The organism is Methylomicrobium lacus LW14 (genome assembly GCF_000527095.1).
GTDB classification, from domain to species: Bacteria; Pseudomonadota; Gammaproteobacteria; order Methylococcales; family Methylomonadaceae; genus Methylomicrobium; species Methylomicrobium lacus.
This window is the reverse complement of the sequence record NZ_AZUN01000001.1, coordinates 446,990-473,711: the sequence shown is the minus strand read 5'-3', so window position 1 is coordinate 473,711 and position 26,722 is coordinate 446,990. Positions and strand designations below refer to the sequence as shown.

22 protein-coding genes are annotated in these 26,722 nt (G+C 55.8%); 10 read left to right on the top strand and 12 right to left on the bottom strand.

Annotated features, from left to right (window positions below; translation table 11 throughout):
• Positions 1-11 precede the first annotated feature (11 nt).
• Positions 12-1,499: a leucyl aminopeptidase gene (locus METLA_RS0102080; protein WP_024296977.1), complete on the bottom strand. Its 1,488-nt coding sequence runs from the start codon at positions 1,497-1,499 to the stop codon at positions 12-14.
• Positions 1,500-1,603: 104 nt separating this feature from the next.
• On the opposite strand from METLA_RS0102080, the gene lptF reads away from it, so the two are divergent.
• Both lptF and lptG read left to right on the top strand, forming a co-directional pair.
• A complete protein-coding gene (lptF, locus tag METLA_RS0102075) occupies positions 1,604-2,764 on the top strand; it encodes an LPS export ABC transporter permease LptF (protein WP_029646328.1) in 1,161 nt (386 codons plus the stop codon).
• Positions 2,761-3,831 carry an LPS export ABC transporter permease LptG gene (lptG, locus tag METLA_RS0102070; RefSeq protein WP_024296975.1) on the top strand — a complete coding sequence of 357 codons (1,071 nt, stop codon included), beginning with the start codon at positions 2,761-2,763 and terminating at the stop codon, positions 3,829-3,831. Before lptF ends, lptG begins: the two co-directional genes overlap by 4 nt.
• 9 nt (positions 3,832-3,840) lie before the next feature.
• On the opposite strand, the gene METLA_RS0102065 is transcribed toward lptG, so the two are convergent.
• The 3 genes from METLA_RS0102065 to METLA_RS0102055 all read right to left on the bottom strand — a co-directional run bounded on the left by METLA_RS0102065 (position 3,841) and on the right by METLA_RS0102055 (position 8,137).
• Positions 3,841-4,467: a hypothetical protein gene (locus tag METLA_RS0102065; RefSeq protein WP_024296974.1), complete on the bottom strand. Its 627-nt coding sequence runs from the start codon at positions 4,465-4,467 to the stop codon at positions 3,841-3,843.
• Between the two features lie 144 nt (positions 4,468-4,611).
• On the bottom strand, positions 4,612-6,360 hold the full coding sequence (locus METLA_RS0102060; RefSeq protein WP_024296973.1) for a ShlB/FhaC/HecB family hemolysin secretion/activation protein: 1,749 nt from the start codon (positions 6,358-6,360) through the stop codon (positions 4,612-4,614).
• A 97-nt stretch (positions 6,361-6,457) separates the two neighbouring features.
• Positions 6,458-8,137, bottom strand: coding sequence for a ribosomal eL19 family protein (locus METLA_RS0102055; RefSeq protein ID WP_161635374.1), 1,680 nt, complete (start codon positions 8,135-8,137; stop codon positions 6,458-6,460).
• Positions 8,138-8,535: 398 nt separating this feature from the next.
• Between METLA_RS0102055 and METLA_RS0102050 the strand changes: the two genes are divergently transcribed.
• Positions 8,536-8,748, top strand: a complete 213-nt coding sequence (locus tag METLA_RS0102050; RefSeq protein ID WP_024296971.1) for a DUF4177 domain-containing protein — start codon at positions 8,536-8,538, stop codon at positions 8,746-8,748.
• Positions 8,745-8,960 carry a hypothetical protein gene (locus METLA_RS0102045; protein ID WP_024296970.1) on the top strand — a complete coding sequence of 72 codons (216 nt, stop codon included), beginning with the start codon at positions 8,745-8,747 and terminating at the stop codon, positions 8,958-8,960. Before METLA_RS0102050 ends, METLA_RS0102045 begins: the two co-directional genes overlap by 4 nt.
• A gap of 271 nt (positions 8,961-9,231) precedes the next feature.
• Here METLA_RS0102045 and glpK read toward each other — a convergent pair whose 3' ends face one another.
• The 7 genes from glpK to METLA_RS0102010 form a co-directional block, all read right to left on the bottom strand.
• Entirely contained in the window at positions 9,232-10,716 is a 1,485-nt protein-coding gene (gene glpK / locus METLA_RS0102040) for a glycerol kinase GlpK (protein WP_024296969.1), read from the bottom strand.
• A gap of 4 nt (positions 10,717-10,720) precedes the next feature.
• Positions 10,721-11,851 carry a GGDEF domain-containing protein gene (locus METLA_RS0102035; RefSeq protein WP_084480041.1) on the bottom strand — a complete coding sequence of 377 codons (1,131 nt, stop codon included), beginning with the start codon at positions 11,849-11,851 and terminating at the stop codon, positions 10,721-10,723.
• A 112-nt stretch (positions 11,852-11,963) separates the two neighbouring features.
• Positions 11,964-13,868 (bottom strand): helix-hairpin-helix domain-containing protein, encoded by a 1,905-nt coding sequence (locus METLA_RS0102030; protein ID WP_024296967.1) that lies wholly within the window; start codon positions 13,866-13,868, stop codon positions 11,964-11,966.
• Positions 13,869-13,871: 3 nt separating this feature from the next.
• Entirely contained in the window at positions 13,872-14,594 is a 723-nt protein-coding gene (locus METLA_RS0102025) for a cell division protein ZipA C-terminal FtsZ-binding domain-containing protein (protein ID WP_024296966.1), read from the bottom strand.
• Positions 14,594-18,103, bottom strand: coding sequence for a chromosome segregation protein SMC (smc, locus tag METLA_RS0102020; RefSeq protein WP_024296965.1), 3,510 nt, complete (start codon positions 18,101-18,103; stop codon positions 14,594-14,596). Before smc ends, METLA_RS0102025 begins: the two co-directional genes overlap by 1 nt.
• A 99-nt stretch (positions 18,104-18,202) precedes the next feature.
• On the bottom strand, positions 18,203-18,916 hold the full coding sequence (locus METLA_RS0102015; RefSeq protein ID WP_029646326.1) for a tetratricopeptide repeat protein: 714 nt from the start codon (positions 18,914-18,916) through the stop codon (positions 18,203-18,205).
• Positions 18,917-18,995: 79 nt separating this feature from the next.
• On the bottom strand, positions 18,996-19,418 hold the full coding sequence (locus METLA_RS0102010) for a hypothetical protein (RefSeq protein ID WP_152539349.1): 423 nt from the start codon (positions 19,416-19,418) through the stop codon (positions 18,996-18,998).
• 667 nt (positions 19,419-20,085) lie between these two features.
• On the opposite strand from METLA_RS0102010, the gene METLA_RS0102005 reads away from it, so the two are divergent.
• Both METLA_RS0102005 and METLA_RS0102000 read left to right on the top strand, forming a co-directional pair.
• Positions 20,086-20,463 (top strand): hypothetical protein, encoded by a 378-nt coding sequence (locus METLA_RS0102005; RefSeq protein ID WP_024296962.1) that lies wholly within the window; start codon positions 20,086-20,088, stop codon positions 20,461-20,463.
• Positions 20,464-20,491: 28 nt separating this feature from the next.
• Positions 20,492-20,917 carry a hypothetical protein gene (locus tag METLA_RS0102000; RefSeq protein ID WP_024296961.1) on the top strand — a complete coding sequence of 142 codons (426 nt, stop codon included), beginning with the start codon at positions 20,492-20,494 and terminating at the stop codon, positions 20,915-20,917.
• A gap of 97 nt (positions 20,918-21,014) precedes the next feature.
• Here the strand turns inward: METLA_RS0102000 and METLA_RS0101995 are convergent, their stop codons facing one another.
• Positions 21,015-21,203: a DUF2970 domain-containing protein gene (locus tag METLA_RS0101995; RefSeq protein WP_024296960.1), complete on the bottom strand. Its 189-nt coding sequence runs from the start codon at positions 21,201-21,203 to the stop codon at positions 21,015-21,017.
• A gap of 93 nt (positions 21,204-21,296) precedes the next feature.
• Here METLA_RS0101995 and metH point away from each other — a divergent pair, with 93 nt between their 5' ends.
• From metH to METLA_RS0101975, 4 genes are all read left to right on the top strand, one after another.
• Entirely contained in the window at positions 21,297-24,971 is a 3,675-nt protein-coding gene (metH, locus tag METLA_RS0101990) for a methionine synthase (RefSeq protein WP_024296959.1), read from the top strand.
• A 77-nt stretch (positions 24,972-25,048) separates the two neighbouring features.
• Positions 25,049-25,555 carry a TIGR00645 family protein gene (locus METLA_RS0101985; protein WP_198408437.1) on the top strand — a complete coding sequence of 169 codons (507 nt, stop codon included), beginning with the start codon at positions 25,049-25,051 and terminating at the stop codon, positions 25,553-25,555.
• Entirely contained in the window at positions 25,555-25,803 is a 249-nt protein-coding gene (locus METLA_RS0101980) for a glutaredoxin family protein (RefSeq protein WP_029646325.1), read from the top strand. Before METLA_RS0101985 ends, METLA_RS0101980 begins: the two co-directional genes overlap by 1 nt.
• A 220-nt stretch (positions 25,804-26,023) precedes the next feature.
• Complete coding sequence (locus tag METLA_RS0101975; RefSeq protein WP_024296956.1) at positions 26,024-26,671, top strand: response regulator; 648 nt, start codon at positions 26,024-26,026, stop codon at positions 26,669-26,671.
• Positions 26,672-26,722: the final 51 nt, after the last annotated feature.

The following is a 26,722-nucleotide window of genomic DNA, read 5'->3' as shown; positions in this document are numbered from 1 at the left end:
GAAATAGTGAATTAGGCCTTTTGGCTGCGATTCAGCAGATACTGGCACAACAGCGGCACCGGACGGCCGGTCGCGCCTTTGTTCGAGCCGGTGCGCCAGGCCGTGCCGGCGATGTCCAGATGCGCCCAGCGGAAGCTTTCGGCGAAACGCGCCAGGAAACAGGCCGCGGTAATCGTGCCCGCATCCTTGCCGCCGACATTGGCCATGTCCGCAAACGGCGACTTCAGCAATTCCTGATATTCTTCCCACAACGGCAAGCGCCAGACGCTGTCGACCGCAGTTTCGCTCGCCGCGATAATATCGTTGCAAAGCTCATCGTCATTGCCGAGCAGACCGCTCGGCACGCGTCCGAGCGCGACCAGGCAGGCGCCGGTCAGGGTCGCCATGTCGATCACCACCTCCGGATTGAAACGTTCGGCATAGGTCAAGGTATCGCAAAGAATCAGCCGGCCTTCCGCATCGGTATTCAAAATCTCGATCGTTTTGCCGGATAGGCTGGTTACGATGTCGCCCGGCTTGTTCGCATCGCCGTCCGGCAGATTTTCGGAGGACGGCACCAGGCCGATCACATTCAACGGCAAATCCATTTCGGCAGCGGCCTGCAGCACGCCGAGCACGGTCGCGCCGCCGCACATGTCATATTTCATTTCATCCATGCCGAGGGCCGGCTTCAGCGAAATGCCGCCCGCATCGAAGGTCAGGCCTTTGCCGATCAACACGATCGGCTTGCTGTTGCGCTCGCCGCCCTGATAATCCAGCACGATCAATTTGGCCGGCTGGCGGCTGCCGCGCGAGACCGACAGCAAAGATCCCATGCCCAAAGACTCCATCTCGGCTTCTTCGAGGATATTCACGCTCAATTTGTCGAAGCGGCCGAGTTCCAGGGCCTGTTCGGCCAGATAGGACGGCGTGCAGACATTGCCGGGCAAATCGCCGAGCAACTTGGTCAAATCCATCGCCGCCGCGATCGCCTTACCCTGCGTCAAACCGGATTGCGCTTGAGCCTGCTCGCTCTCCGATGCGGTAATCGCGATGCGTTGCAATTTGGAATCGACTTCCTTTTCCGCCTTCAACTGGGTAAACTGATAGACCGCGTCATTGAAGACTTCGACGATCTGCCGGGTCTTCCAGGCCAAATCAACGCCTTTAACCTCCGCCTCGGCAAGACCGCAGACGGCCGATTTGACGATCGTCTTTTTGAGGGCGTTCACCGCGGACGACAAGGCTTTACGGTAGGTTTTGGCCGATAAGGCGTCTTTTTTGCCGAGGCCGACCAAGAGCAGCCGTTCGATGCCGCCCTCGGGCAGCGCATTGATCAACACCGTTTCGCCGTTCTTGCCGCTCAGATCGCCGCGTCCGACGATTTTTTTGACCAGTCCATGCGTCTGGGCGTCGAGCGCCGCCGCGGCAGGCGTAAACTGGCCGTCCTGGTAGATGCCGACAATCATACAATCATATTGCAGTTTTTCTATGGGCGCACTTTCTATAAAATAATCCATGACTTTTTCTTTTGATCTGATCGCTTTGGGGTCGTCGTCCGCGCCGGAAAAAAGAGCCCGCGCGGGTGAAAATTTGCTGCGATTATACACCACTTATCACGAATATGATTGAGGAGACGCGCTTGGAAGCAAATTGGCCGCAAGGCAATAATGCGGTACGCCGGCCGCTGTTTGGCGTGCTGGACAGGATGATCGCAGCAGACCTGTTCAAAACGATGCTGTCGGTCTGGTCGGTGATCGTGGTGATCATCGTCAGCCGTAAATTCATCAAAGTGCTCGACCAGGCGATCGACGGGCAGATTTCGAATGACGCACTGCTCAAGATCCTCGGCCTCAAAACGATCGCCGCCGGCGTGGCGTTTTTACCGGCCGCCACCTTCATGGCGGTGTTGATGGTGCTGGGCCGCATGTACCGCGATCAGGAAATGTCGGCGATTCAATCCGCCGGCGCCGGCGCGGGCGCGATTTATCGCTCGGTCTTTCAATTCGTAATCCCGTTGAGCCTGGCCGCCGCCGGCCTGTCGTTTTATGCCGCGCCCTGGGCAGAAGCCACGACGGAACAACTGATCAGCAAGGACAAACAATCCGCCGACATCCGCGGCATCGCGCCCGGAAAATTCAGCGAATACAGCGGCGGCGATCTGGTGTTTTATGTCGAGGACATCGGCAAGGATAAAAAAATGCACAAGGTCTTTGTGCAGCACCGGCAGAAGCACGGCGGCACCCTGGCCATCGTGAACGCCGAATCCGGGCGCCTGGAAGATTTGCCCGACGGCCGCTACATGATATTGGAACAGGGCGAACGCATTCAGGGCAAACCCGGCGACCTGAATTATGTGATTGAAGAATTTGCCGAATACGCGGTCAGAATCGAGGGCAAGGAATCCCTGGCGCGCGAGGTACCGGAAGCCGCGTCCAGCTCCCTGTTGTGGTTATCGGACAAACTGCCCGACATCGCCGAACTGCAACGGCGCCTGGCGATTCCGCTCGGCGCCCTGCTCCTCAGCTTCATCGCCGTGCCGCTGGCGCAGCTATCGCCTCGCGGCGGCGTTTACGGCAACATCCTGACCGGCTTTCTGATCTTTTTTATTTACGGCAACCTCGAACGCGTCAGCCAGGGCTGGGTCACCAAGGCGGTCATTCCGCCCTGGCTCGGCCCGACCAGCGTGCATGGCTTGCTGGTGTTAATCGGCCTGGTCTATCTGGCCCGTTATTTCGGCTGGAAGTGGCTGATGCTCAAAATGAAGGAAGTGAGATCCCAATGAATGTACTGACCGGCTACATGGCCAAAGAAATCCTGAAAGGCGCGTTTCTCGCGATTCTGTTTTTGTTGACGCTGTTCAACCTGTTCACCTTTACCGACGAGATGAGGGATTTAGGCAAAGGCAGTTACGGGCTGAAGGAAATCGCCTTGTATCTGGCCCTGACCTCGCCGCGGGTGTTCTACGAACTGGTGCCCGCCTCGGCTCTGTTAGGCAGCCTCTTCATCCTCGGCGCGATGGCGAACAACCGGGAACTGATCGCGATGCAGGCGGCCGGTTTATCGGTGCCTGGCATCATTCGCGCGGTGATGACCGCAGGCGCGATCCTGGTGCTCATTTCGATAGGCGTCGGCGAATATGTCGCACCGATCGCCGAGCGCAAGGCGCAACTGATCAAGTCGACCGCGCAGCATGACCAGATTCCGACCCATTCGCTGTACGGCATCTGGCTGCGTGAAAACAACAAATTCATTAATGTGCGCAAGATCGAGGACAACGGCGATCTGGCCGACATCAGCATCTATGCGCTGAACGACAACCGGCGACTGCAAAGCGCGCTGCACGCCGACCATGCCAGCTTCCTGGGCGACAAACAATGGCAACTGAAACAGATTAGGCAGTCGGACATTTCTAACGAAAAAATGCAGGCTGCCGCCTTCCCCGAACAACGCCTGACCTCTTCGATCGCTCCCGACATTCTGAACATTACCGTGGTCAGCCCGGATAACTTGTCGATACTCGAACTGGCCCGGTATGTCGATTTTTTGAAGCAGAACCATCAAAAGTCGCAGGTGTTCGAACTGGCCTTGTGGGGCCGCCTGATCAATCCCTTCGTGACTTTTGTGATGCTGATGATTTCGGCGCCTTTCGTGATCGGCGTCAGGCGCGGCATCAGCGTCGGCGCCCGGATGATTATCGGCGTGATCATCGGTTTGGGATTCAACATCATCGACAAAATCGTCGGGCATTTGGGGCTGATCTATGAACTCAACGCCCCGCTGGTCGCGCTGCTGCCGAGTCTGCTGACCTTCATCGCGGCCTTCTGGACCTTGCGTCGCAGTTATATCTGATTCATCGGCTTAGCGCATGAATTTGATCGTGCTTGGCGACTTGCGGTTGTGCGGCAGGTCAAAAAAAAGACTTAGCGATGACACTAACAGAAGATAGTATCCGTTCATTTCCGAAAGCTCTTCATACAACTGATAAGATTTAAATACCGGGCCATCAAATAAACTGGCAACGCCCACCAGCACCCCTCCAGCAACCAAAAACACGCCGGAGCGGGTGGGTAACATGTGAACAGCCAGCGCCAGATAATGCTTATAGTCACGTATCAATAACACGCCGAGCAACAGCCATAAGCTGCCCAGCAGGATGTTCCGGCCATAGCCGTCATCTGGAAGTACAACGGCATACGGCAAATCAAATTCACGCAGAATCAATGAAAGACAAAGCAAGGCGCCAAAACAAGGGAGCAGTCTTTGGCCTTTTTGTACATAAAACGTTGTCTGCAAGAAAGCCATCCCAGAAGCAAATAGCAGGATGGCCTGGAGATTTTCCAGAAAATGATTTTCGTTAGCGATTTCAGCGTCGCCGCTTACGCAAACCTTAAAATAGACAATCGAATCGACTAAGATGGCGATAAATAAGGGCGAAATTTTCTGTTCGACTGCTAAAGCCAGCGAATTCGGTTTTGAGAGAATCATAAGGTTCTGAATGCTTTTTACGGTTAAAAACGCAAATTTCAGATCCCATAATACTGATGATTCAATGTCGCGGCTATTGGACTTTAGGCCAATAGGATTCCGCCTCGGCGTTTCGAAGCGGAATCCTCCTCGCCACATGCGGGGCTAATTCGGAAGGCCGAAATTGACTCCGAAATTGATGTTATCGAAAAAATTACGGCTGGTTCCGCCTTTGATCCCCTGGGAAAGCGAAAAGTCCACATTCAACGCTTCCGAGTCCGCATTGAGCACGCGAACGCCTAGCGAGCCTGACATGATGTGATTCCCCTCCACGTTAAGTTTATTCCCGCTCTGATCCTTCCCCTCCGCCCAGGCGCTTTCAAACAGGATATAGGGTTGAATGCCTTTGATGTTGTACAAAGGCAGGGAATAATTCAGCGGGATCAACGAATTGATCTCGAAGCTGGCGCCAACACCGGAGTCCCCGGCGATCTTGCCGGGCCGATACGCCCTGCCGAAGCTATAGCCGCCATAGATGATCCGTTCGGTAATCGGCAGCGTATCGCCGCTGTACTGGCCACCAACAGTAAACGAGGTACCGAGCAGACCGTAAAAAAAATAATCCTTCTGGTTGAAAATCGCATTCAGCTTAAAAAAATCAACATCATACGGATTCGTCCCTAGAATCGTTTTATTCTGTCCGCTTGCGGATAAAAACTGTTCAAACTTCTTGGAAGAACCCAAACCATCGATCCCTTTGGTCATCACCAGATTGACCGCGCGGCTCTGGGTCGCTATTCTCTCGGAATACGCCACGCCCCAGGAAAATGCGCGCACATCGGTTTCCATTTCCGATGTAAATGTAAACGGTGTCGGCTGTCCAATGCTATTTGTGCCAATACCATTTTGGCTCGTAAAATCCGTAAATTTACTCGAATAAAATGAAACATTGCCATTCAGCAGTTTATTCAGCGTCAAATAAAACGGATACGAAATATCTACACCGAAGCGATTCGAACTGATCTTGCGCCCAACTCCCGGCCCAAAAGCGGCAACCTGGTCACCGACATAGGAAGAACCGTCAAACTTTACCAGCAAGCCATCGGTGCCGATAGGCTGCGTATAGGTGCCGGCATAAAACTCTTCATCATTCTTCGACAGCAAGGATGAAAAAGTGATCTGCTCAGCTAACGGCGTCAAGGCAGTGGTTTTCGCGGTGAAATTGATCCGGGAAAAGCCATCGACCACTTCCGCGCGCCCATAAGCATCGATCGGCCGGCGCTTCACATTCAGGGTCAAATTGGTGCCCCCGTCGGCTTTTTGGGGCAGTTGAAGATCCGCCTGCACCCTCAAGCCGGGCAACTGCGACAGCAGCGAGACATAGCGCTCCATCGTTTTTTGCGTCAACGGCTTTTCAGCCAGCAAATGCTCGCCAATGCCGCGCATCTTGCTTTCCGCGCCGCCCGGATTACCTTCGATGTTGATATGTTCGATATAACCCTCGATCACCACGATTAACAGGTTACTCGCGGTAAAATCCTGCTTCGGCAGATAACAGAAAGAGAGCGGATATCCTTTTTCCCGATACAGCGCGGTGACTTTTTGCGTGATCTCGACCAGTTGGCCGATAGTGATTTCTTTCTGGACATAAGGCGTAAAGAACGCGCTAACCTGATCGAACGGGATGCTTTTGACCCCCTTGATACCGAATGCGGAAGGTTGGATGACCGTGTCGAGCATTTTTTTCAGTTCCTGGTCTTGCTCCCTGGCTTTTTCAATCGTCAACGAAATCTCGGACTTTTTATTGAATGAATCCACTTTGGGCAGGGTGTCGACAAGATTCTGGTTAGCCCAAACCTGGCTGGTCATCAGTACGCAGCCGATCAGTTGGGCAGTGATGTATTTTGCTTGCATCAAAATTTCCCTAATATAAAACTGCCTTTCCTAAAATAAAAAAACCCCGGCGCATGACTGCTGCCGGGGTTTAGTATAGACGACTATCAGGATTTGTTTATTGACCCAACAAGCCTGTCACAGGCGATAACACAGTGCCGCCAGTACTGGTTGCACCGGTCAAGGTACCTAATAATGGCGCCAGAGGCGCGAGCAAGCCGCCACCTAAAACCGAACCGCCCGCTGAAGCGCCGACGACTCCCTGAGCCGAGCCATTTGTCAGCGGTATCAGTCCTTTAGGGCCAATCAGCGGATCCAGGGCTGTCTGGGTACCGGATGGGCTGGTCAGCGCCAAGATGCCGTTAGGACCGACCACGCCATTCAGCAAGGCATTCGAACCGGTCGCAGAGCTTGTCACCGGCAGAAGTCCGTGTGGACCCACGACTGGATCCAGTAGAGTCTGAGCTCCGCCCGGGCTGGTCACCGGCAACAGGCCGCTGGCTCCGACTAAAGGATCAAGCAAAGTGCCGACGGTTCCGGTCAGCGACGACAAAAGACCGCCGTTGGGTCCGAGAACAGATCCCAACAGGTCGCCTCCGGTCAATCCACCCAGCAGGTTGCCGCCAGTCAATCCGCCCAGCAAGTTGCCGTTGCCGCCAACCAATCCGCCCAGCAGGTTACCCCCGGTCAATGCTCCCAAAAGGTTGTTGCCGGTCACTGAACCGAGCAGGTTACCCCCGAGCAACGGCCCCAGCAAACCGCCGGTTGTGCCGGTCAGTCCCCCCGTAGAAACCAGAGAAGAAACCAGAATCCCGCTGAATGATGTATTCAACTGCGGCAAGATTCCGCCAGTCACGCCTTTTACTGTGGTCAACACCCCATCGACCGTATCGAGCACCGGATAAACGGCGTTGGCCACGGTTTGCACCACCGGCTTGGCGACGCCTTCGACGTTGGTGGTGACCGGAGTCAGGACATTATCGGCAACCTGCGTGACTTGGCCGACGAGGCCGCCCGCGGTCGCTGTGACCGGGGCCAACGTGCCGGCAACATTAGTCGTGACCGGGGTCAAAACGCCGCCCACTGTCGTTGTGACCGGAGCCAATACCCCTGCCGCGGTTTGCACGACCGGAGCGAGAACGCCGCCCGTCGTAACGAGAACCGGACTCAGAGCGGTGGCCGCGGTTTGTACGACCGGCGTCAGAATGCCTCCGGTTGTGCCGGTGAGCGGAGCCAAGGCATTGGTTAACGGCTCCAAGGTGCCAATGACGGGAGTGAGAGGACCGGCCAGAGGCGCCAGCGCGTTCGCCACCGGGGCCAAGGAGTTGGTCACCGGTTGCAATGCGCCGGTTACCGGCGTCAACGCATTCACCGCCGGCTGCAGTGCGTTAGTCACTGGAGCCAGGGCGCCGGTCGCCGGCGTCAAGGCATTGGTTATCGGAGCCAGAAGGCCCGTGACCGGCGCCAAGGTATTGAGGACCGGAGCGGCCCCGTCCGTTACCGGCTGAAGCAAACCCGTGACCGGAGACAACGTATTGTTTAACGGACCTAAGGCCGTAGTGACAGGAGCCAAGGCGCCAGTCAATCCACCGCCCGTATTGCCGCCTCCGGTGTTACCACCGCCTGTATTACCGCCTCCCGTATTACCGCTTCCCGGACCATCGGTTGGAGTTGGGCCGTTAGCTGCGGAAATCGGCTTTATCGCTCCACCGCCTGAGTCGCATCCGGTCAGCAAAACTGGCATCGCCAGCAACACCAGAGCAGCCAGTTTTTTAATTGTAAATGATTCGTTACTCATTTTCAGTTTCCTGCTATAACTTAATTCGATTGATTTCAAAAACTGCCATTGCGGCTAACCTACGCAGTCTCTGTGCCGCAAATTTAACTTAAAAAATATGCGGCTGCAAATAAATTCCTGAAAAGCACCCATCGAAACATATAAGCTATTAATATATAAAACAATAACCTATCTTAAATAACCCTGAAGAGGGAGGTATCCCCCCCTAAATATTTAAAAAATTAGACGCAGTTCACAAAAAAATAATTTATATTTGCTTTTCCTTAAAAAACTAACACCTCTAGTCAAGCGATATTTTCAAGATACCGTTGCGGAATTTTACTTACCCGCCACACGGGCAATTCATTCTTGGTTTATTATAATAATAGCCCCTTTTGAACGACCCCATGGGTGACAGCATGAAAGAATATAAAGTCGTGATTTACCAGGAAGGCCTGCTCGGCTCCCTGCTGCTTGGCGCTTCGAAAGTCGACCCAGTCCGGTTCAGCGAGTTTTTGAACAGCAACGCTCAGCAAGGCTGGCGCGTGGTCACGATGGAAAAAGACATCCGCCGCATGTTGCTGCTTTGGCGGCGCGAGGCTTATCTGGTGATCATGGAGCGCGACCAATGAAAACCGGCGCGATCATCTGTCTGAGCATTTTCGTCGCCTGGGTCTTCGTCGCGCTACTGCAATTATGGTTCGATCTGTTGAGCGGGGAAATCTTCTGGAAACTGACGCTGACCGCCGGCGCGCTGTTTGTCGTGGTGTTGGGTGTTGCCCTGGTCAGGCGCGAGTATATTCAGGAGAAAAAAATGAAGGATGACGGTTATATCGATAGCTAACCACCGCTGAATGGCGGCACGGCAGGCGCCGGGCGCGAGGCTCACTGATATTACGCACGATCAATATCCACGAAAGGCACGAAAATAGGAATCGGGAAATTGGGTACGAAGAAGCGTATTACAAAATACAAGGTCCGCTACAACGGGAGCGCATAAAGGCGCAGGCGCCGAATGACCTAAAAGCGACGGGAATGCACTTGGGTTTGCGGGTCAACTTTACATGAAATTTTTCGTGCCTTTCGTGTTTTTCGTGGACAATGCTTCACATCAGTTACTCAACCCAAGCCCTGGCTCTTGCGACCGCCTTCCGCCACTGTTTCTTGTGCGTTTCGACCGCTTCGGCCGGCATGGTACACTGAAAAAAACGATCGCTGCGCCATTGAGTTGCCAGTTCCTCCAGAGTCCAGACACCCACCGCGAGGCCGGCCAGATAGGCCGCCCCCAACGCTGTCGTTTCAAGATGGGCAGGACGCACGACTTCGAGCGCGGAAATATCGCTTTGAAATTGCGCAAGGAATTGGTTGGCCGCGGCGCCGCCGTCAATCCGTAATTGACTGACCGGCCGACCGCAGTCCTCGGCAAGCACCTCCAGGATGTCATCCACCTGAAAGGCGATGCTCTCCAGCGCGGCGCGGGCGATATGCGCCGCGCTGACGCCGCGGGTCAGGCCGAAGATCGCGCCCCGCGCATCAGGATCCCAAATGGGCGCGCCGAGCCCTGTAAAGGCGGGCACGAAATAAACACCGCCATTGTCGCTGACCGATACCGCGAGACTTTCACTGTCGGCGGCATGCTCGAACAAATGCAGGCCGTCACGCAGCCACTGGATCGCCGCGCCGCCGACAAAAACGCTGCCCTCCAGCGCATAATCGACCCGGTCGCCGATCTTCCAGGCTATCGTGGTCAGCAGCCGATGCTTTGACACGACTTTTTCCGCACCGGTGTTCATGACCAGAAACGATCCGGTGCCGTAGGTGCATTTGGCCATGCCCGGCTCCACGCACAACTGCCCGAACAATGACGCCTGCTGATCGCCGACGATCGCGGCAATCCGAATACCCGCCCCGATCAAGGGATCACGCGTCAGGCCATAACATTCGCTCGACGCTTTGACCTCTGGCAACATCGCGGCCGGAATCCCGAACAGATCGAGCAATTCACGATCCCAACTCAAGGTATCGATATTGAACAGCAAGGTTCGCGAAGCGTTCGATACATCGGTGACATGCAATTCGCCCTGCGTCATCTTCCAGGCCAGCCAGGTATCGATCGTGCCGAACGCCAGTTCGCCTTGCAGCGCCTTGTCGAATGCGCCCTCCACATGATCGAGAATCCAGCGGATCTTGGTCGCGGAAAAATACGGATCAAGCAGCAAACCGGTTTTAGCCTGTACCTTTTCTTCCCAGCCGGCTGCCTTCAAGCGCGCGCAATGTTCGGCGGTGCGCCTATCCTGCCAGACGATCGCCGGGTAGACCGGCGCACCGGTTTGCCTGTCCCAAACGACGACCGTTTCGCGCTGGTTGGTAATGCCGAGCGCGGCAATATCGGCCGGCTGAAGATGTAACTGCCTTAGCGCTTCCCGGCACACCGCCGCCTGGGTTTGCCAGATTTCCTCGGGATCGTGTTCGACCCAGCCGGGCTGCGGAAAAATTTGCCGGAATTCGCTCTGGGCGGCGGCTGCCATTTTGCCTTCACGATCGTAAAGGATGCAGCGTGAACTGCTGGTGCCCTGGTCGATGGCCATGATATAGCGCATGGCATTAACCGTTCAGCACCAGCGGCCGATCCAAGCGAATTTCATTGTATTCGACTCGGTTGCGGCCTTTGTTTTTGGCCTGGTACATCGCCGAATCGGCCGTATTGACCAATCGCGTCGCGGCCTCGGCGGTCGCCAACGGTTGATTGAGATCGGACCGATAAGTGGCTAAACCGATCGACAAGGTGACCGGTATCCTGTTTCCGCTGAAAGTGATCTCGAGTGACTGCACGTTTCTACGCATCCGTTCGGCGATTTCAAGGCCGGTGGAGTGGCTGATATTACTCAAGAGCCCGATGAATTCATCACCGCCATAGCGCACCAGTATGTCGCTGTTTCTTAGCTGGGTTTTGATCGCCTTGGCGACCGTGGACAACACCCTATCCCCGGTCTGATGGCCGTACTTATCGTTGATCGACTTGAAGCCATCGATATCCAGAAACAGACAGGTCAACGGGTCGTCGCTTCTCTGGCAGCGGGAAAGCTCCTCGCCGAGGCGCTGTTCGAGAAAGCGTCGATTATTGACGCCGGTCAGCGTGTCGATATAACTGGTGCGCTGGATCGTATCGATATTGAGATGGTTTTCGAAGCAGATACCGATGACCATGCTCAAGTAGGTGATCAAATCGTTCGTTTGCATGCAGGAAAAACGATCGGCCTGGCTGCTGCCCATGTTCAGGGTTCCGAGATACTTCCCTCCCCGGTATAGAGGGATAATCGCGATACTCGCGGGCGGAACCTCTAAGGCGGTAAAAAAATAGCCGAAATGCTCGTGTTCGAAGGGCCCCAGATAGGAATGCACGAAGTAGCCGAATTTCGCTTGCAACGCTTCCCTGTCGCGCACAACCATTAGCCCTTGCTGATCGGTCAGCTTGACTAAGGCTTCGCCTAGCAAACGGCTGAAGTCGCCGTGCTCGTCGAGCAAACAGAGCGTGATCTGATCGAGATCGAAAACGGCTTTCGCATTGTCGAGAATATAAGCGATCACCTCCGCCAGCGAGCTCTGATTGAACAAACGCATCTCGAAAGACTGAAAGGCCTTTAACATCGCGCTGCCTTTTCTTACGGCATCGAACAGGCTATTGATGTGGCTTTCCAGCACGATCAAATCTGTTGTCAAATCATCTTCCATCATGTTTACTCCGCCTCAAAGCCGCAGATTGTGATGGACCGCCTGCCAAGTCTAGCGTTTACAATCCTCTCACTTCGCTAGAAGTTTATTGCATAGCATACTAATTTGTAAATAATTATTTAAGCATCTCCAGATACTCCGCTTCACCGATCACCTTCACGCCTTTTTCTTGCGCCGCAGCGATCTTCGCCGCTCCGACATCACTGCCTGTGACCAGAAAATCGGTCTTGCCGCTGACCGAACTACCGACCTTGGCGCCGAGCCGTTTCGCCTCGCGGGTCATGTCCTCGCGGCTGCCGTGCTGCATCGCGCCGGTAAAGACGATCGTCTTGCCGGCGATCGGGCTGGCCGCTGGCGCCTGTTCGCTGCGCAGCGGCGTCCTGATCAGATTGAAGCCGAGCGCATGGATGCGCATGAAATCGTCCTTGATTTTCGCAAGACTGATAATCACCGCCTCGCCGGTTTTTTCCGCGAAGCCTTCGATCGAGACGATGTCCTCCAGCGTCAGATCGAAGATCGAAAGCAACGGAAAATGCTGCAACAGCCGTTCGCAATTGCCGAGCCCCATCCGGTAAATGCCGAAGGCGCCAAGAAAGCGCCAGTCCTCGAGCGGATCGATGCGGCTGCGCAACAGCTGATCGAGCAGATTTTGCGAGGTTTTGTCGCCGAAACCGAGGCCTTGCAAGTGCTCTAAATCCAGTTGATAGATTTGATAGACCGAACGGATGCCGGCCGCATGCAGCTTTTCGATCGTCTTCTCGCCGAAGCCGTCGATGTTGCGGAGCGTCCTGAAAAAATGTTCGATCGTGTTTTCGATTTGCGCGGGGCATTGCACGGTATTCGGGCAATACAGATAATCGCTGTCCCAGACCAGTTCGCTGCCGCAGCTTGGACAGGTGCTCGGAATCTGCGGGGTCATCGGGGTGATCACGCGCTCTATCTTCGGAATCACCAGACCCGAGCGGGTCAATTCGATCACGGTGCCCGCGCCGATGCCCATTTCTCTGACCATCTTGTAATGATGCGCGGTCGCCCGCGAGATGACCGCGCCGCTCAGCTTGGTCGGCTCCAGCTCGGCGACCGGATTGACCCGGCCCGAGCGCGAGGTTTGCGGCGTCACGCGCAAGACGGTCACGATCGCGGTCTCGACATTGCTCTTATAGGCGATCTGCCAGCGATGATGGTGGCGGGTCGCGCCCATCTGCTTTTTGATCTCGGCAGCGGTGACTTCGAAGATCACGCCATCCACATCGTAATCGACCTTGGCCGGCACCGCATCGATGATGGCCTCGAAGCGCTCCAGAATCTCCTGGGCCGAACCCTGCCAATCCGGCAGTTGCGCGAACGGGAAGAACACCGCGGCCTGGTTTTGTATCGCCGCCAGCGCGTGCTCTTCGAGTTCTTTTTCCTTGATGATGCTGGCCTGGAAATTACGCGCGTTTTCGAAAAAGTCGGCCAGATGCGTATTGAAATAGCGTTGGCTGACCACGATCTCGCCGGCACCCTGCCCGCGCTTGCCGTCGCCGCCGACGACCAGGCCGCGCTCGAACACCCGGCTGATATCGGTGCCCTTGCGGCCGTCGCCGCGGGTGTAGAGCGCGAGTCCGTCGTCATAGGCCGCGTAGCCGTCGAGTTTCGGCGTCGCGCGAAAGATCAGCTTGGAAAATTCCAGGTCCAGTTCCTCGGCCGCTTTTTCGATCCGCTGCAGCCATTTTTCGATGCCGTCTTTCGAATAAGTCTTTTCGGTCGACAGCATCATCTCGGGCAGCGCGACCGTCTTGCCGGTAAACGCTTTTTCGGGCTCGACCGTTTCCAGATAGGGATGATGTGGATGGCGTTTCTTGAGTTCCGCGAGAAACACGAAATCGTACTGAGCATCCGAAATGATCGGCTCGCCGCGCCGGTAAAAGTCGTTGCAGACCGTTAAAAACTCGAGCAATTCGTCGTCGGACAGTTTGGCGGGCTCAGCCTCTTCGGCGATTTTGGCGATGGCGGCGGGAGGGGATTTTTTCGTAATCAAGGCTTACAAACTCTGGCGAATCAACGCTACGGTCCTTTCGCTCAATGGCTTGTGTTCATGATCGAGCACGGTGCCGTCGAGTTCGGTCGCCATGAACACGACCGTCTGCACGAAATCATCGAACACCGATACCGGATCATCCAGTTCGCCGGGCTGCATGAAAAACACGATGCCGGGACAATAATAGGTCTCCAGATCGTGTTCCGGAAAGGTTCCGGGCCGCACCATGCTCGCGACGCCGAAATCGACCAGGCGTTTCGCATCGAGCCGCTCGTAGATTTTCAGGTTGCCATATTCGAGGCCGACGATGTCGAATGCATGCGCAAGATCGAGCCCGTTGAAGCCTTCATCCTGATTCGCGACCAGCGAGAACTGGATGATGCTCGGCGCGACAAAGCGCGGTTCCGGTTCGAAATCCTCATCATCGTCATCTTTATACTCGCTATCCGAGACTTGATAGCGTCCCGCTTTACCGGCCTCGTCCCCATGCGCCGCAGCGGGGGCGAAGTCATCCGAGTAGTCCTCGTCCTCGCCGAACGCAGGGAGAAAATCATCCTCGTCAATCAGCGCTTTCGCGTGGCGGTCGGAGGTCGGCTGGATTTCGTCATCGAAATCCTCCAGACTGCGCCGGTGCTTGGTGTTTCTGACGAACGCCCACGCCAGCATGCCGGTAATGATGATCAGACCGGTTGCAATGATCACAATTCTTAATAATTCTTTATCCATCAGGTTTCCGCCAGGCTGACTGCTTCTTCTAAATCGACCGCGACCATCCGGGACACGCCCGGCTCTTTCATCGTGACGCCGGCCAGTTGGTGCGCGATTTCCATTGTGGCCTTGTTATGCGAAATATATAAAAACTGCACTGCGGACGACATTTCCTCGACCATTTTCGAAAAGCGGCCGACATTCGCATCATCGAGCGGCGCATCGACCTCGTCGAGCAAACAGAAAGGCGCCGGATTCAGATCGAAAATCGAAAACACCAGCGCGACCGCGGTCAGCGCCTTTTCACCGCCGGACAGCAAATGAATCGAGCTGTTGCGCTTGCCGGGCGGGCGCGCGATGATGTTCACTCCCGATTCGAGCAAATCCTGGTCGCTGAGTTCCAGGTAGGCCTGGCCGCCGCCGAACAACTTCGGAAATTTTTCCTGCAAGCCGCCGTTTATTTTATCGAAAGTTTCCTTAAAGCGCAGCCGGCTTTCCTTGTCTATTTTACTGATTGCAAGCTCCAGTGTCTCTAGCGCTTCAATCAGATCGGCATGCTGCGCATTCAGGAAGCTCATCCGTTCGGTCTGCGTCTTGAACTCCTCGATCGCGGTCAGATTGATCGCGCCGAGGCGCTCGATCTGCTGGGTCAGCTCATCGACTTTTTTCTTCCAGACCGGTTCTTCCGCGGCTTCCGGCAAATTTTTCAGCACCTCGGCCGCATCGGCTTCGATCTCGCTCAACTGTTCGTTGACGGTCTGCTGACGCACCCGGCTTTCCTGCAATTCGTAACGAATCTTGTCGAGCATTTCCTTGCGTTTTTCGAGCGCGTGTTGCAGGCGAACTTGCTCCTGTGACGCCCTGGAGATGTCCGCTTCGATCTGCTCCTGCAATTCGCGCTGCGCTTTCAATTGTCTGTCGAGGCGCTCGCGGTCGAGCGTCAACTCCTGCAATTGCAGCTTTTCTTCGTCGAGCGGCTGCAAGGTCTCCTGCTGTTTTTTCTCCAGCTCGGCCTTGCGTTCGAGCAATTGCCGGTATTGCAGTTCCAGGCGCTCGATCTGTTTCGCCGTATGGTTTTCGGAAGCCAGCAACGACTCAATCTGGGATTTGAGCGTAAAGACTTTCTGCCGCGCGTCATGCACCGCCTGTTCGGTGGTCTTTTGCTGGCTGTGCAGATCCTGATTGACGCTTTCGAGACTCTGCTTTTGCTGCGCCTTTTGTTCGAGAATCTGCTCGGCTTCCTGCACCAACTGCGCGGATTCGGCGATCTGCTCCGCATTTTCGCCGATATGCGCGTCGATATCGCCCAATTCACGGCCGAGTTGCTCGATCCGGCGCAGCTGCTGCTCGAAGCGTGCGCTTTTCGCGCTATGTTCGGCGCTGCGCATCGACAGCCGGCTCTGCAAGGTTTTATCTTCCTGCTGCTGGGTGTCGCGGCTGCGTTCGGCCGATTTCAGATCGTCCTCGGCGGCTTCGAGACGCTCCTCGAAGGCGGCGATCTCGGTCTGCAACGCGTCCTGGCGCTGTTTTAACTGGCGCAACTCGCGCTCGCGCTGCAACACCCCGGTCTTGCTGTCTTGCGCGCGGATGATCCTTATCCAGCCCGGCCCGAACCAGGCGCCGTCCGGCGTGATCACCGATTCATAGGGCTTGAGTGAGGATGCCAGATGCCTGGCTTCGGCCAGATCGTCGGCACAGTAAATGCCGGCAAGCATCGCGCTCAAATTCCAGGGCGCCGAGACTTTATTCAGCAAAGGCTCGCCGCTCTGCATCGCCGCAAACGGCGAATTGAAACCGGTCTCGAACAGCGCGAGCGAGTCGCCCTGCAAACGCGGCAACTCCGCCACCACCGCATCGGCATCCTCGACGCAAATCGCATCCAGATAGCCGCCCAGCACCGTTTCGACCGCGGTTTCCCAGCCCGGCTGCACGTCCAGCCCTTCGGCCAGACGCTGACGTCCGCCGAGATGCACCGAGTTCAGCCAGTCGTTCAGCTTCTTGTTGTCCTTGCCCATCGCATGCTGCTGCAGCAATTCGAGTGAGGTAATCTTGCCCCGGACACTGTGCAGTTCCGCGCGCTGTTTGTGCAGGTCGCCGTGAAGGCTTTTGATCTCGTCCCGCCGTTCGCGAATCCTCTGCTGCGCCGCCTCGATCTTTTCCTGCAATTCGGCGCGCTCCGCTTCGAGCAGATCGATCTCTTCGGCCAAGGCTTCGATTTCGTCTTCGAGCTCGCTCTCGGACAATTCCTCGCGCTCGATCTGCAATTGCTCGCGCCGGGCTTGCAGTTGCCGGCTCTGATTTTCCATTTGCCGGGATTTGGCCCGCTCGACTTCGGCCTGCTCCTGGTAGCGCGCGCTTTCGGTCCGGTAGACCTCCCACTCCGCCTGCCAGTCGCGCTGTTGCTGCTGCACGCCTTGCTGCAATTGCAGGCTTTCTTCCAACTGCTGCTCGGCGACAGCCAAAGCCTCCTCGGCCATCAACTCCGCCTGTTTCAGCGTTTCCAGCTGCTGCCGGTCGGCATCGATTTCTTCCTGCGCCTGGTCGGCCTGGCGGCGGGTGCGCTCGATTTCGACCTGGGTTTCCTGGTGCGACTGCTCGTTATGCCGAATCGCCTGCTCGAGGCTGCCGACCTCGGCGACCACGCCGTAATACTCGCCCTGGGTCTTGTTCAAAGCCTGTTGCTGGTTCTTATGGTCGCCGCGTTTATTCTCGAGCGCGCCGTCCAGTTCGCGCAATTCGACAAAGACCCGATTATGCTCACTGGCCGCTTCCTGCATCTGCGTCTCGAGCGCGGCCGCGGCAACCTGATGCGACTGCCAGCGCATCGCCAGCAACTCCAGCTTGAACTGGCGCTCCTGCTTTTTCAGCTCGGTGTATTTCTCGGCTTTTTCGGCCTGCTTTTGCAAATGCTTCAGCTGCTTTTCGACTTCATCGCGCAGATCCTGCAAGCGCTCCAGATTCTCGCGGGTATTCTGCATCCGCGACTCGGTTTCCTGGCGTCTTTCCTTGTATTTGGAAATGCCGGCCGCTTCCTCGATATGCAGGCGCAAATCGTCCGGCTTCGCCTCCACAATTCGTGAAATGGTGCCCTGTTCGATGATCGCATAACTGCGCGCGCCGAGACCGGTGCCCAAAAAGATGTCGGTAATGTCCTTGCGCCGGCACTTCGAACCGTTCAGCAAAAACTGCGACTGGCCGTCGCGGCTGACCTGACGCTTGATCGCAATGGTCGAATAATTCGCGTATTCGCCGCCCAGTTTGCCTTCGCTGTTGTCGAACACCAGTTCGACCGAGGCGGTGCTGATCGGCTTCCGGGTCGAGGAGCCGTTGAAAATCACGTCGGCCATGTTGCCGCCGCGCAGATGCTTGGCCGAACTTTCGCCCATCACCCAGCGCACCGCGTCGATGATGTTCGATTTACCGCAGCCGTTCGGGCCGACGATCGCGGTCAGATTACCGTGGATCGGAATGGTTGTCGGGTCGACGAACGATTTGAAACCCGACAGCTTGATTTTTTCCAGTTTCATTACGGAAATAAGAAGTCTAACGCTTGGCGAAAAAAGCGCTTATTATCGGTGATTATGCCGCGGGCCGCGACTGTTTTCGGCGCAGCCGGACCCGGCAGGCTAAAATCCGGCGGCTTTGTCGCGCGCCGCTTGCGCGCCGTCAAAATCTTTTTGCATTTCGCGCGCATGCGCAATCAACAACCAGCTGTGTTTTTTCAGATGCCTATCGCCTTGGGCCAACAGCGCGGCTTTTTTCGCCAGTTCCTCGGCCAGTTTCGGTTTGCCCTGTTTTATACGCAACAACGCCAGCTTGTAATAGAGGCCGGCATTGTTCGGCTCGATGCTGCGGGCGCGTTCAATCGTCGCGATCGCCGAATCCAGATTGCCCGCTTGACTGTTCTGATTAGCAGCCGTCACTAGGGCGCCGACAGCCGGCGAAGATGAAGCGGAGGGCTCTATCGGCTGAAAGGGAGGCGGCGTAAACGTTTCCGGTGCGGAGACAGGCAATGTCGCCCCTGGAACCACCGGCGTCGGAGCGGCAACCGACGCCTCGGCATCCGGCAACAAAGCCAGGGAATCGCCCGTTTCTCCGGGCATCGGCGCCGGAGCCGGAGCAATCGGCACCACCTGCTGGTTGAATTCTGGGATCGGCGTCGTTTTGACCGTGGGCTCCGGAATCTGAACCGGCGGCGGCAGCGGCACCTGCACCGGCCGCTGCCTGTAAACCGGAGCAGGACCGCCATAAACCGGCGCGGGGGATTGTTGCTCGTAAAGACCCGCGCAGCCCGGCAAAACCACCGGCAGCACACAGAGTAAAATAAAACGTTTTTGCATCATTAATTTCTCATTGGGCGCACAAGGCAGAAAAGCACCGCCTTTCCACATAATTCAGGCCGTCAGGCAAACGGCACGGTCAGGAAACTTTTTCACCATAATAATTGATCTTCCGCAACCGATTCAAATGTGCGCATTGATCTACGAGTTTCAGCCGCTTAAAAATTTCCTGAATGTCCATTGCCCTGATTTCTTCCAGGGTACCGAATCTTATCTTAAACAGGTTGTTTTTCCTACCCTCTGGAAAAAAGCCCATGATTCGTTCGATTTCATCATCGATAATCCGCCGCGCCTGCTGCAATTCGCGCACGACGCCGGCAGGCAGATCCAACGCATGATCCGATTCGGCGACAGATGCGACCTGATGTTCCTGTACGTCGGCGTTTTTGCCTTGCAACATCGCACGCAAACGCCGGCTCTTGCCGGGATCGACAAGCACTTGGCATTCGCTGACTTCCGCCTGGCAGGATACTGGCGTCTTTCGATCTGGGAATCGGGTCATGATTTTCGGCAAAAAGGGTTTCAACTCAGGAACGGACTTTAACCGGACTCGTCAAAACATGACAAGTCTTCCGCTGAAGCCATCGATGACATGGCAGGCAATCGGGCCAAACTGGACTTTTGCGCGGCGCCGTTCAGGCCAAACATGATTTTTTAAAAGACTTACCTTAGGCGAGAAAGCCGCCTGAAGCAAATTTTGAATGGGGGGAGAGGAAAAACTTCGGAAAAAATAATAGGCCGCTCCTGATCGTTAAATGACTTAAGATCAGCGAAGCGGCCTACATACTTAAATTAAGCGGATCGAGACAGAACTTTATTGCTCGTCGTCTGGGTGTGGAGCGAAAACCCATTTTACCAGTGCCAAGACAGCACCGATTACAACCAACAAACCAACGATACCCGCTGGTGTTTTCAATGTCTCAGTCAAATCTAAGATGAACCCCATATTAGTCCTACCTATTATGTTAATATTTTTTTAGAAATTGCCAGGTTAGTAGCAAATGGAAGCTACATGATACTTTAGGCTTCACTAAAGTCAAGGGTTATTGACGGATAAACAGGCGGGCGCCGGCGCGCGGGATTCTTTTTGCGGTACTCGCATGACCTTGGATGGCGAGTGTGGTATAGTTGGAATTCTGTGTATTTGATTTGGACTGAGGGGTAAATTCATGCGCCACTATTTAGTATCATCGGTAGCGTTGTTGGCGTCATTTACGGCAAATGCTGATGTCGAGTTAAAGGATGCCAGCGATGTCATCGGTAAATGGACCGTGTATGCGGAAGCGGCAAAACTCGACGGCGAAAAGAAAGATGTCAATATCGTCTGGGACTTTGGGGATGGCGGCATCCTGCACACGATCGCGACCGACTCGCTCGGCCGTACCAACGAGATGAAAATCGAAGTAAAATATATGGTCGAGGATGGAGTGTTGAAAAAAGAAGTGTCGCCCGGACGCGGCAAGTTTGAATCATGCAAGGCCGTCGAAAAAACTGCCGACCGCATGACGCTCAAATGCTCTTTTAATTACTTTTTCCTAAAAAAATAATAACTAAGAAAATAACGAAGGTGTAACTATGATTGGTGGAATTTTAATGGTGCTTGCCGTAGTCTGGGTCTATCAGTCGGCAATCAAAGCAAAAATCAACAACCCATTGCTGTGGGTCGCTATCGCGGCCGGCGTCTTTTTTGCAGTGCAGACTCTGCTGGTGCAGGGCAACGTCTATATCCTCGAAGCGATCAGAGGCAGCAGCGGCGGCGCTGACTATGAAAGAGACCTGCTCAGCGTCGGCGACAGAAAAAATGAAGGCGGTTTCCAAGGCGCCGGCGGCTATTTATTGTCGGTATTTTTAGAACTGATGCCACCGCTTGCGGGCGTACTCGCAGTTGCCTTTGTGCGGCTGAAATTCGTCACGAAGGAAACTTTTTCCGTCGGCAATCTGTTCAGCGGCATCAAGGAAATGTTTACCAGCATTGGACAAAGCTTCAAGTCTCCGGAATAAGCGCCGCACGGCGTCCGTCTGATTAAAAAGCTCAAGCCTGGCTTGAGCTTTTTAGTTTACGGCATCGGCTCCCGGCCAATGCCTTGAGAAAGCCCCGTTAACCGACGACCATCCGCACCAGGGCGACGATCACGGACACAAAAATGATCGTAAAGATCAGCCCCGCAATCAGGTACATCGGCAGCGAACCCTGCGTAAAATCTTTTTGCCGGTTTTTTTCGCTTTGCACCCCTAGAACTGCGGACAAAACACTTTTTATCACATCGACTATCGACGGCTTGGACATAGACATACCTCCTCTGAAAAATTCCAAATAATATAGATCGAACCCGTCTACCGCAATTTTTCGATGCTCCAGCCCGACCTTTTATCTTCGCCCATGGACAAAATCAGCGTGTTAAAACAGCTCCTCTCCCAGAAAATTTTATTCCTCGACGGCGCGATGGGCACAATGATCCAGAGCTACAAGCTGGAGGAAAAAGATTACCGCGGCACGCGTTTCGCCGACTGGGTTATCGACCTGAAGGGCAATAACGACCTGTTGTCATTGACCCAGCCCGCGATCATCAAGGCGATTCACGGCGCCTATCTCGAAGTCGGCTGCGACATCATCGAGACCAATACCTTCAACTCGACGCGCGTCGCGATGGCCGATTATCGGATGGAGTCCTTGGTTTATGAAATCAATGTCGAATCGGCGCGCCTCGCACGCCAGGCCGCGGATGACTATACACTGAAAACGCCGGGCAAACCCCGTTTCGTCGCGGGCGTATTAGGGCCGACCAACCGGACCGCCTCGATGTCGCCGGACGTGAACGACCCGGGTTTCCGCAATATTTCGTTCGACGCCCTGGTCGACGCCTACACAGAGGCGACCCAAGGCCTGATCGACGGCGGCGCCGACATCATCCTGATCGAAACGGTATTCGACACGCTGAACGCGAAGGCAGCGGCCTTCGCGGTCGACGCCTATTTCGAAAAGATCGGCTACAAGCTGCCGGTGATGATTTCCGGCACGATCACCGACGCCTCCGGCAGAACGCTGTCCGGCCAGACCGTCGCCGCATTCTGGCATTCCCTGAAGCATGTCGAGCCGATCTCGTTCGGTTTCAACTGCGCGCTCGGCGCGAAAGAACTGCGCCAATACATCGACGAACTGTCGACGATCGCGGACACCCATGTCTCCGCGCATCCGAATGCGGGCCTGCCGAACGAATTCGGCCAGTATGACGAATCCCCCGAGGCGATGGCGAAAGAAATCGCCGACTGGGCGCGGCAGGGTTATCTGAACATCATCGGCGGCTGCTGCGGCACCACGCCGGCGCACATCAAGGCGATCATCGAGGCGGTGGCGCCCTTCCCGCCGAGAATCATCCCCGACATCCCGAAAGCCTGCCGACTGTCCGGCCTCGAACCGATGACGATCGGCCCTGACAGCCTGTTCGTGAACGTCGGCGAGCGCACCAATGTGACCGGATCGGCCGCCTTCAAACGACTGATCGTCGCCGGCGATTACGAAGCCGCGCTCGAGGTGGCGCGCCATCAGGTCGAAAACGGTGCGCAGGTGATCGACATCAACATGGACGAAGGCATGCTCGAATCGAAGGATGCGATGGTGCGCTTTCTGATGCTGCTGGCGGCGGAGCCGGACATCGCGAAAGTGCCGATCATGCTCGATTCGTCCAAATGGGAAATCCTCGAAGCCGGCCTCAAATGCATCCAGGGCAAGGGCATCGTCAATTCGATCTCACTGAAGGAAGGCGAGGCGCTCTTTATCGAACACGCGAAAAAGGTCCGGCGCTACGGCGCGGCAGTGATCGTGATGGCCTTCGACGAAGCCGGCCAGGCCGACACCAAGGCCCGCAAGGTCGAAATCTGTACCCGCGCCTATCACATCCTGACCGAACAGCTCGGCTTTCCGCCCGAAGACATCATCTTCGATCCGAATATCTTCGCGATCGCGACCGGCATCGACGAGCATAACAACTATGGCATGGACTTCATCGAAGCGACGCGCGAAATCAAGGAATCCTTGCCGCATGCGTTGATCTCCGGCGGCGTCTCGAACGTATCGTTCTCGTTCCGCGGCAACAATCCGGTCCGCGAGGCGATTCACGCGGTATTTTTGTACCATGCGATCCAGGCCGGCATGGACATGGGCATCGTGAATGCGGGCCAATTGGCGATCTATGAGGACATCCCGGCCGAGTTGCGCGCTGCGGTCGAGGATGTGGTCCTGAATCTGCATCCCGGCGCGACCGAAAAGCTGCTCGAAATCGCCGAACGCTACCGCGGCGACGGCTCGACAGGCGCGGTTAAACCGGAGGAACTGGAATGGCGCAGCTGGCCGGTCAACAAGCGCCTCGAACATGCGCTGGTCAAAGGCATCGCGGACTTTATCGACGAAGACACCGAACAGGCGCGACTGGAAGCCGAAAAACCGCTGCACGTCATCGAAGGCCCGTTGATGGACGGCATGAACGTGGTCGGCGATCTGTTCGGCGCCGGCAAGATGTTCCTGCCGCAGGTCGTCAAGTCGGCGCGGGTGATGAAAAAAGCGGTCGCCTATCTGATGCCGTTCATGGAAGCCGCACAGGCCGGCGAGCGCCAAACCAACGGCAAGATTCTGATGGCGACGGTCAAGGGCGACGTGCATGACATCGGCAAGAACATCGTCGGGGTCGTACTGCAATGCAACAACTATGAAGTGATCGACCTCGGCGTGATGGTGCCGGCCGAGACGATCCTGCAAACCGCACGCAAGGAAAACGTCGACATCATCGGCCTCAGCGGCCTGATCACGCCGTCGCTCGACGAAATGGTGCATATCGCGAAAGAAATGCAGCGCCAGGGCTTTACGATTCCGCTGCTGATCGGCGGCGCAACCACCTCGCGCGCGCATACCGCGGTCAAGATCGAGCCGAATTACGCAGGCGCGACGGTCTATGTGCCGGACGCCTCGCGCGGCGTCGGCGTCGCGGGCAACCTGCTCAGCGCCGATTTTCAGACCGATTATATCGCGGCGGTGCATGCCGAATACCTTGAGGTCCGCGAGCGCCACAAAGGCAAGGAAGCGAAGACCCCACAGCATCCGCTCGCAGACGCGCGCCGCAACAAGCCGGCCTGGGACGGACATGTGCCGGTCAAGCCGTCCTTCCTCGGCGTCCGGGTGATCGACCGCTTCCCGCTCGACACCCTGGTCTGGTACATCGACTGGTCGCCGTTCTTTCAAACTTGGGAACTGGCCGGACGCTATCCGAAAATTCTGGACGACAGCGTGGTCGGCGTGGAGGCGCGCAAACTGTTCGACGATGCGCAGGTGATGCTGCACAAGATCATCAGCGAGGAATGGCTGACCGCGCGCGCGGTGATCGGCTTTTTCCCGGCCAACAGCGACGGCGACGATGTGATCGTCTATCAGGACGAAACCCGCACCGAGGTTCGCGAGGTGCTGCATCATCTGCGCCAGCAGAACGTGAAGGCGCCGGGCCGGCCGAATTATTGCCTGTCCGACTTCATCGCGCCTAAAGACCAGGGCATTGCCGATTATGTCGGCGCCTTCGCGGTCACGACCGGCATCGGCATCGAACGGAAGCTGGCCGAATTCGTAAGCGATCACGACGACTACAGCGCGATCATGCTGAAAGCCCTGGCCGACCGCTTGGCCGAGGCGCTGGCCGAATACATGCATCAGGCGGTCAGAACCGATTATTGGGGCTACGCCAAGGACGAAAAACTCGGCAGCGAGCAGTTGATCGAGGAAGCCTACCAGGGCATCCGCCCTGCCCCCGGCTACCCGGCCTGCCCGGACCATACCGAAAAAGCCAAGCTGTTCGAGTTGCTGAACGCGACCGAAAACGCCGGCATCGTACTGACCGAAAGCTATGCGATGTATCCTGCCTCCGCGGTCAGCGGCTGGTATTTCGCGCATCCGGAGGCGCAATACTTCAACGTCGGCAAGATCGGCAAGGACCAGTTGCAGGACTATGCCAAACGCAAGGGCATTGCCGAAGAAGTCGCCGAACGCTGGCTGTCCGCGCATCTGAATCATTGATAAAAAATTCAGCGTTCAGGGCGCACCATTCAAAACGCCCTGAACTCTGAATCGAATCCTGCCCCTAAACCAACCCCATGCCATTGAAAGAAAAAATCGAACACAACCTCGAACGCGTCATGTATGCCAGCCGGTGGATTCTGGCGCCGGTCTATGTCGGCATGAGTCTGGCCGTCGTCGCGCTGTTTATCAAATTCTTCCAGGAACTCTATCACTTCCTGCCGCATATCCTGGAGATGAACGAATCGGACCTGGTGCTGAAACTGTTGACCTTGATCGACCTGACCATGGTCGGCAGCCTGATCGTGATCGTGATGTTCAGCGGCTACGAAAACTTCGTCTCGCGTCTCGATATCGACGAAACGACCGAAAAACTCGACTGGCTCGGCACGCACGACTACGGCTCCTTGAAAACCAAGGTCGCCTCCTCGATCGTCGCGATCTCGTCGATCCATTTATTGAAAGTGTTCATGAATATCCAGGCGACCGCCAACGACAAGCTCTTATGGTATGTCGTCGTGCATCTGACCCTGGTCGTGTCGGCGCTGCTCCTCAGCATCCAGGATAAAATGAGCAAACATTGATGCGCCTGTTATTGCTCGGCACCGAAGGCTGCCACCTGTGCGAAGAGGCGCAGGAAATCGTCGCGGCGTGCGTTAACGAAATCGCTCCGGAGACCCAGATTGAATTGATTGACATTGCCGAACAGCCGGAATGGCAGCCGGACTATGCAATCAAAATTCCGGTCCTCTTGGAGCCCGAAAGCCGCCGCGAACTCGGCTGGCCGTTTGATTACGCCCAAGCCGCTAGTTTTCTACAACAGTTCGACTAATTAGTCTCGCCCGGGGAGTCGACTAGCCGATTCCACCGATCTCGCCGATTCAAGAGACCGAGCGTTCAGACGATGTCGGCTTACCTGCAATGTTTGGGTAACCTGACCAAGATTATTTTATTTGGCTTAAAAATATTAAGCTATACTTACGGAGTAGCCTGCCTACTGAAATACCTTTCTTATTCAACCTCGGCCAAGCCATCTCACGCAGACCCAATCTATGACCATCAACTTAGTTATAGTAGACGGCTACCCGATCGTATTAAAAGGTTTGCAACTGCTATTCTCGGGCGAACCGGACCTGCATGTGCAGTCTTGCTGCAGCGATGGCGAAATGGCGCTCGAAGCCGTTGCGCGCTGGCAACCGGACATTCTGTTGCTCGATCTGAAAATACCGAAAATGGACGGCCTGCAGGTGCTGCGCGAATTGCGCAAACGCGATCCGCGCCCCAAGGTCGTCATTCTGACCGCCGCGCTGGAGGTCGATGAGGTGCTCGAAGCGATTCAACTCGGTGTTCGCGGCGTGGTGCTGAAGGAAATGCCGCCTGAGCTCCTAATCCAGTGCATCAAAAAGGTTTTTGCCGGCGGCGAATGGATCGAAAAAAACTCGGTCAGCCGCGCCCTCGAAAAACTTCTGCAACGCGAAAGCGCGAGACAGAATTTACAGAAGCTGCCGACTCAACTGACTCCGCGCGAAGTCGACCTAATCCGACTGGTCGCAGGCGGCCACAGCAACAAACAGATCGCCGAGCAGCGCCACATCAGCGAAGGCACGGTCAAGGTGCATCTGCACAACATCTTCGACAAACTGCAAATCAAAAGCCGCGTCGCGTTGACTTTGTATGCACAGGATAATCGACTGATCTAAAGCAGAAAAAATTGCCGGCGGATTCGTCGAAGGCAATCCAAGGTTCGAAGC

Bases quoted from the DNA above. Each gene is read 5' to 3' on its own strand.
- metH (WP_024296959.1), top strand. From the start codon at position 21,297: ATGGACAAAATCAGCGTGTTAAAACAGCTCCTCTCCCAGAAAATTTTA.
- METLA_RS0102015 (WP_029646326.1), bottom strand. From the start codon at position 18,916: ATGCAAAAACGTTTTATTTTACTCTGTGTGCTGCCGGTGGTTTTGCCG.
- glpK (WP_024296969.1), bottom strand. From the start codon at position 10,716: ATGCGCTATATCATGGCCATCGACCAGGGCACCAGCAGTTCACGCTGC.
- METLA_RS0102010 (WP_152539349.1), bottom strand. From the start codon at position 19,418: ATGACCCGATTCCCAGATCGAAAGACGCCAGTATCCTGCCAGGCGGAA.
- METLA_RS0102045 (WP_024296970.1), top strand. From the start codon at position 8,745: ATGAAAACCGGCGCGATCATCTGTCTGAGCATTTTCGTCGCCTGGGTC.
- lptG (WP_024296975.1), top strand. From the start codon at position 2,761: ATGAATGTACTGACCGGCTACATGGCCAAAGAAATCCTGAAAGGCGCG.
- METLA_RS0102060 (WP_024296973.1), bottom strand. From the start codon at position 6,360: ATGCAAGCAAAATACATCACTGCCCAACTGATCGGCTGCGTACTGATG.
- METLA_RS0101995 (WP_024296960.1), bottom strand. From the start codon at position 21,203: ATGTCCAAGCCGTCGATAGTCGATGTGATAAAAAGTGTTTTGTCCGCA.
- METLA_RS0102025 (WP_024296966.1), bottom strand. From the start codon at position 14,594: ATGGATAAAGAATTATTAAGAATTGTGATCATTGCAACCGGTCTGATC.
- METLA_RS0102005 (WP_024296962.1), top strand. From the start codon at position 20,086: ATGCGCCACTATTTAGTATCATCGGTAGCGTTGTTGGCGTCATTTACG.
- lptF (WP_029646328.1), top strand. From the start codon at position 1,604: ATGATTGAGGAGACGCGCTTGGAAGCAAATTGGCCGCAAGGCAATAAT.
- METLA_RS0102065 (WP_024296974.1), bottom strand. From the start codon at position 4,467: ATGATTCTCTCAAAACCGAATTCGCTGGCTTTAGCAGTCGAACAGAAA.
- smc (WP_024296965.1), bottom strand. From the start codon at position 18,103: ATGAAACTGGAAAAAATCAAGCTGTCGGGTTTCAAATCGTTCGTCGAC.
- METLA_RS0102055 (WP_161635374.1), bottom strand. From the start codon at position 8,137: ATGAGTAACGAATCATTTACAATTAAAAAACTGGCTGCTCTGGTGTTG.
- METLA_RS0102035 (WP_084480041.1), bottom strand. From the start codon at position 11,851: ATGATGGAAGATGATTTGACAACAGATTTGATCGTGCTGGAAAGCCAC.
- METLA_RS0102050 (WP_024296971.1), top strand. From the start codon at position 8,536: ATGAAAGAATATAAAGTCGTGATTTACCAGGAAGGCCTGCTCGGCTCC.
- METLA_RS0102000 (WP_024296961.1), top strand. From the start codon at position 20,492: ATGATTGGTGGAATTTTAATGGTGCTTGCCGTAGTCTGGGTCTATCAG.
- METLA_RS0101985 (WP_198408437.1), top strand. From the start codon at position 25,049: ATGCCATTGAAAGAAAAAATCGAACACAACCTCGAACGCGTCATGTAT.
- METLA_RS0101980 (WP_029646325.1), top strand. From the start codon at position 25,555: ATGCGCCTGTTATTGCTCGGCACCGAAGGCTGCCACCTGTGCGAAGAG.
- METLA_RS0102080 (WP_024296977.1), bottom strand. From the start codon at position 1,499: ATGGATTATTTTATAGAAAGTGCGCCCATAGAAAAACTGCAATATGAT.
- METLA_RS0101975 (WP_024296956.1), top strand. From the start codon at position 26,024: ATGACCATCAACTTAGTTATAGTAGACGGCTACCCGATCGTATTAAAA.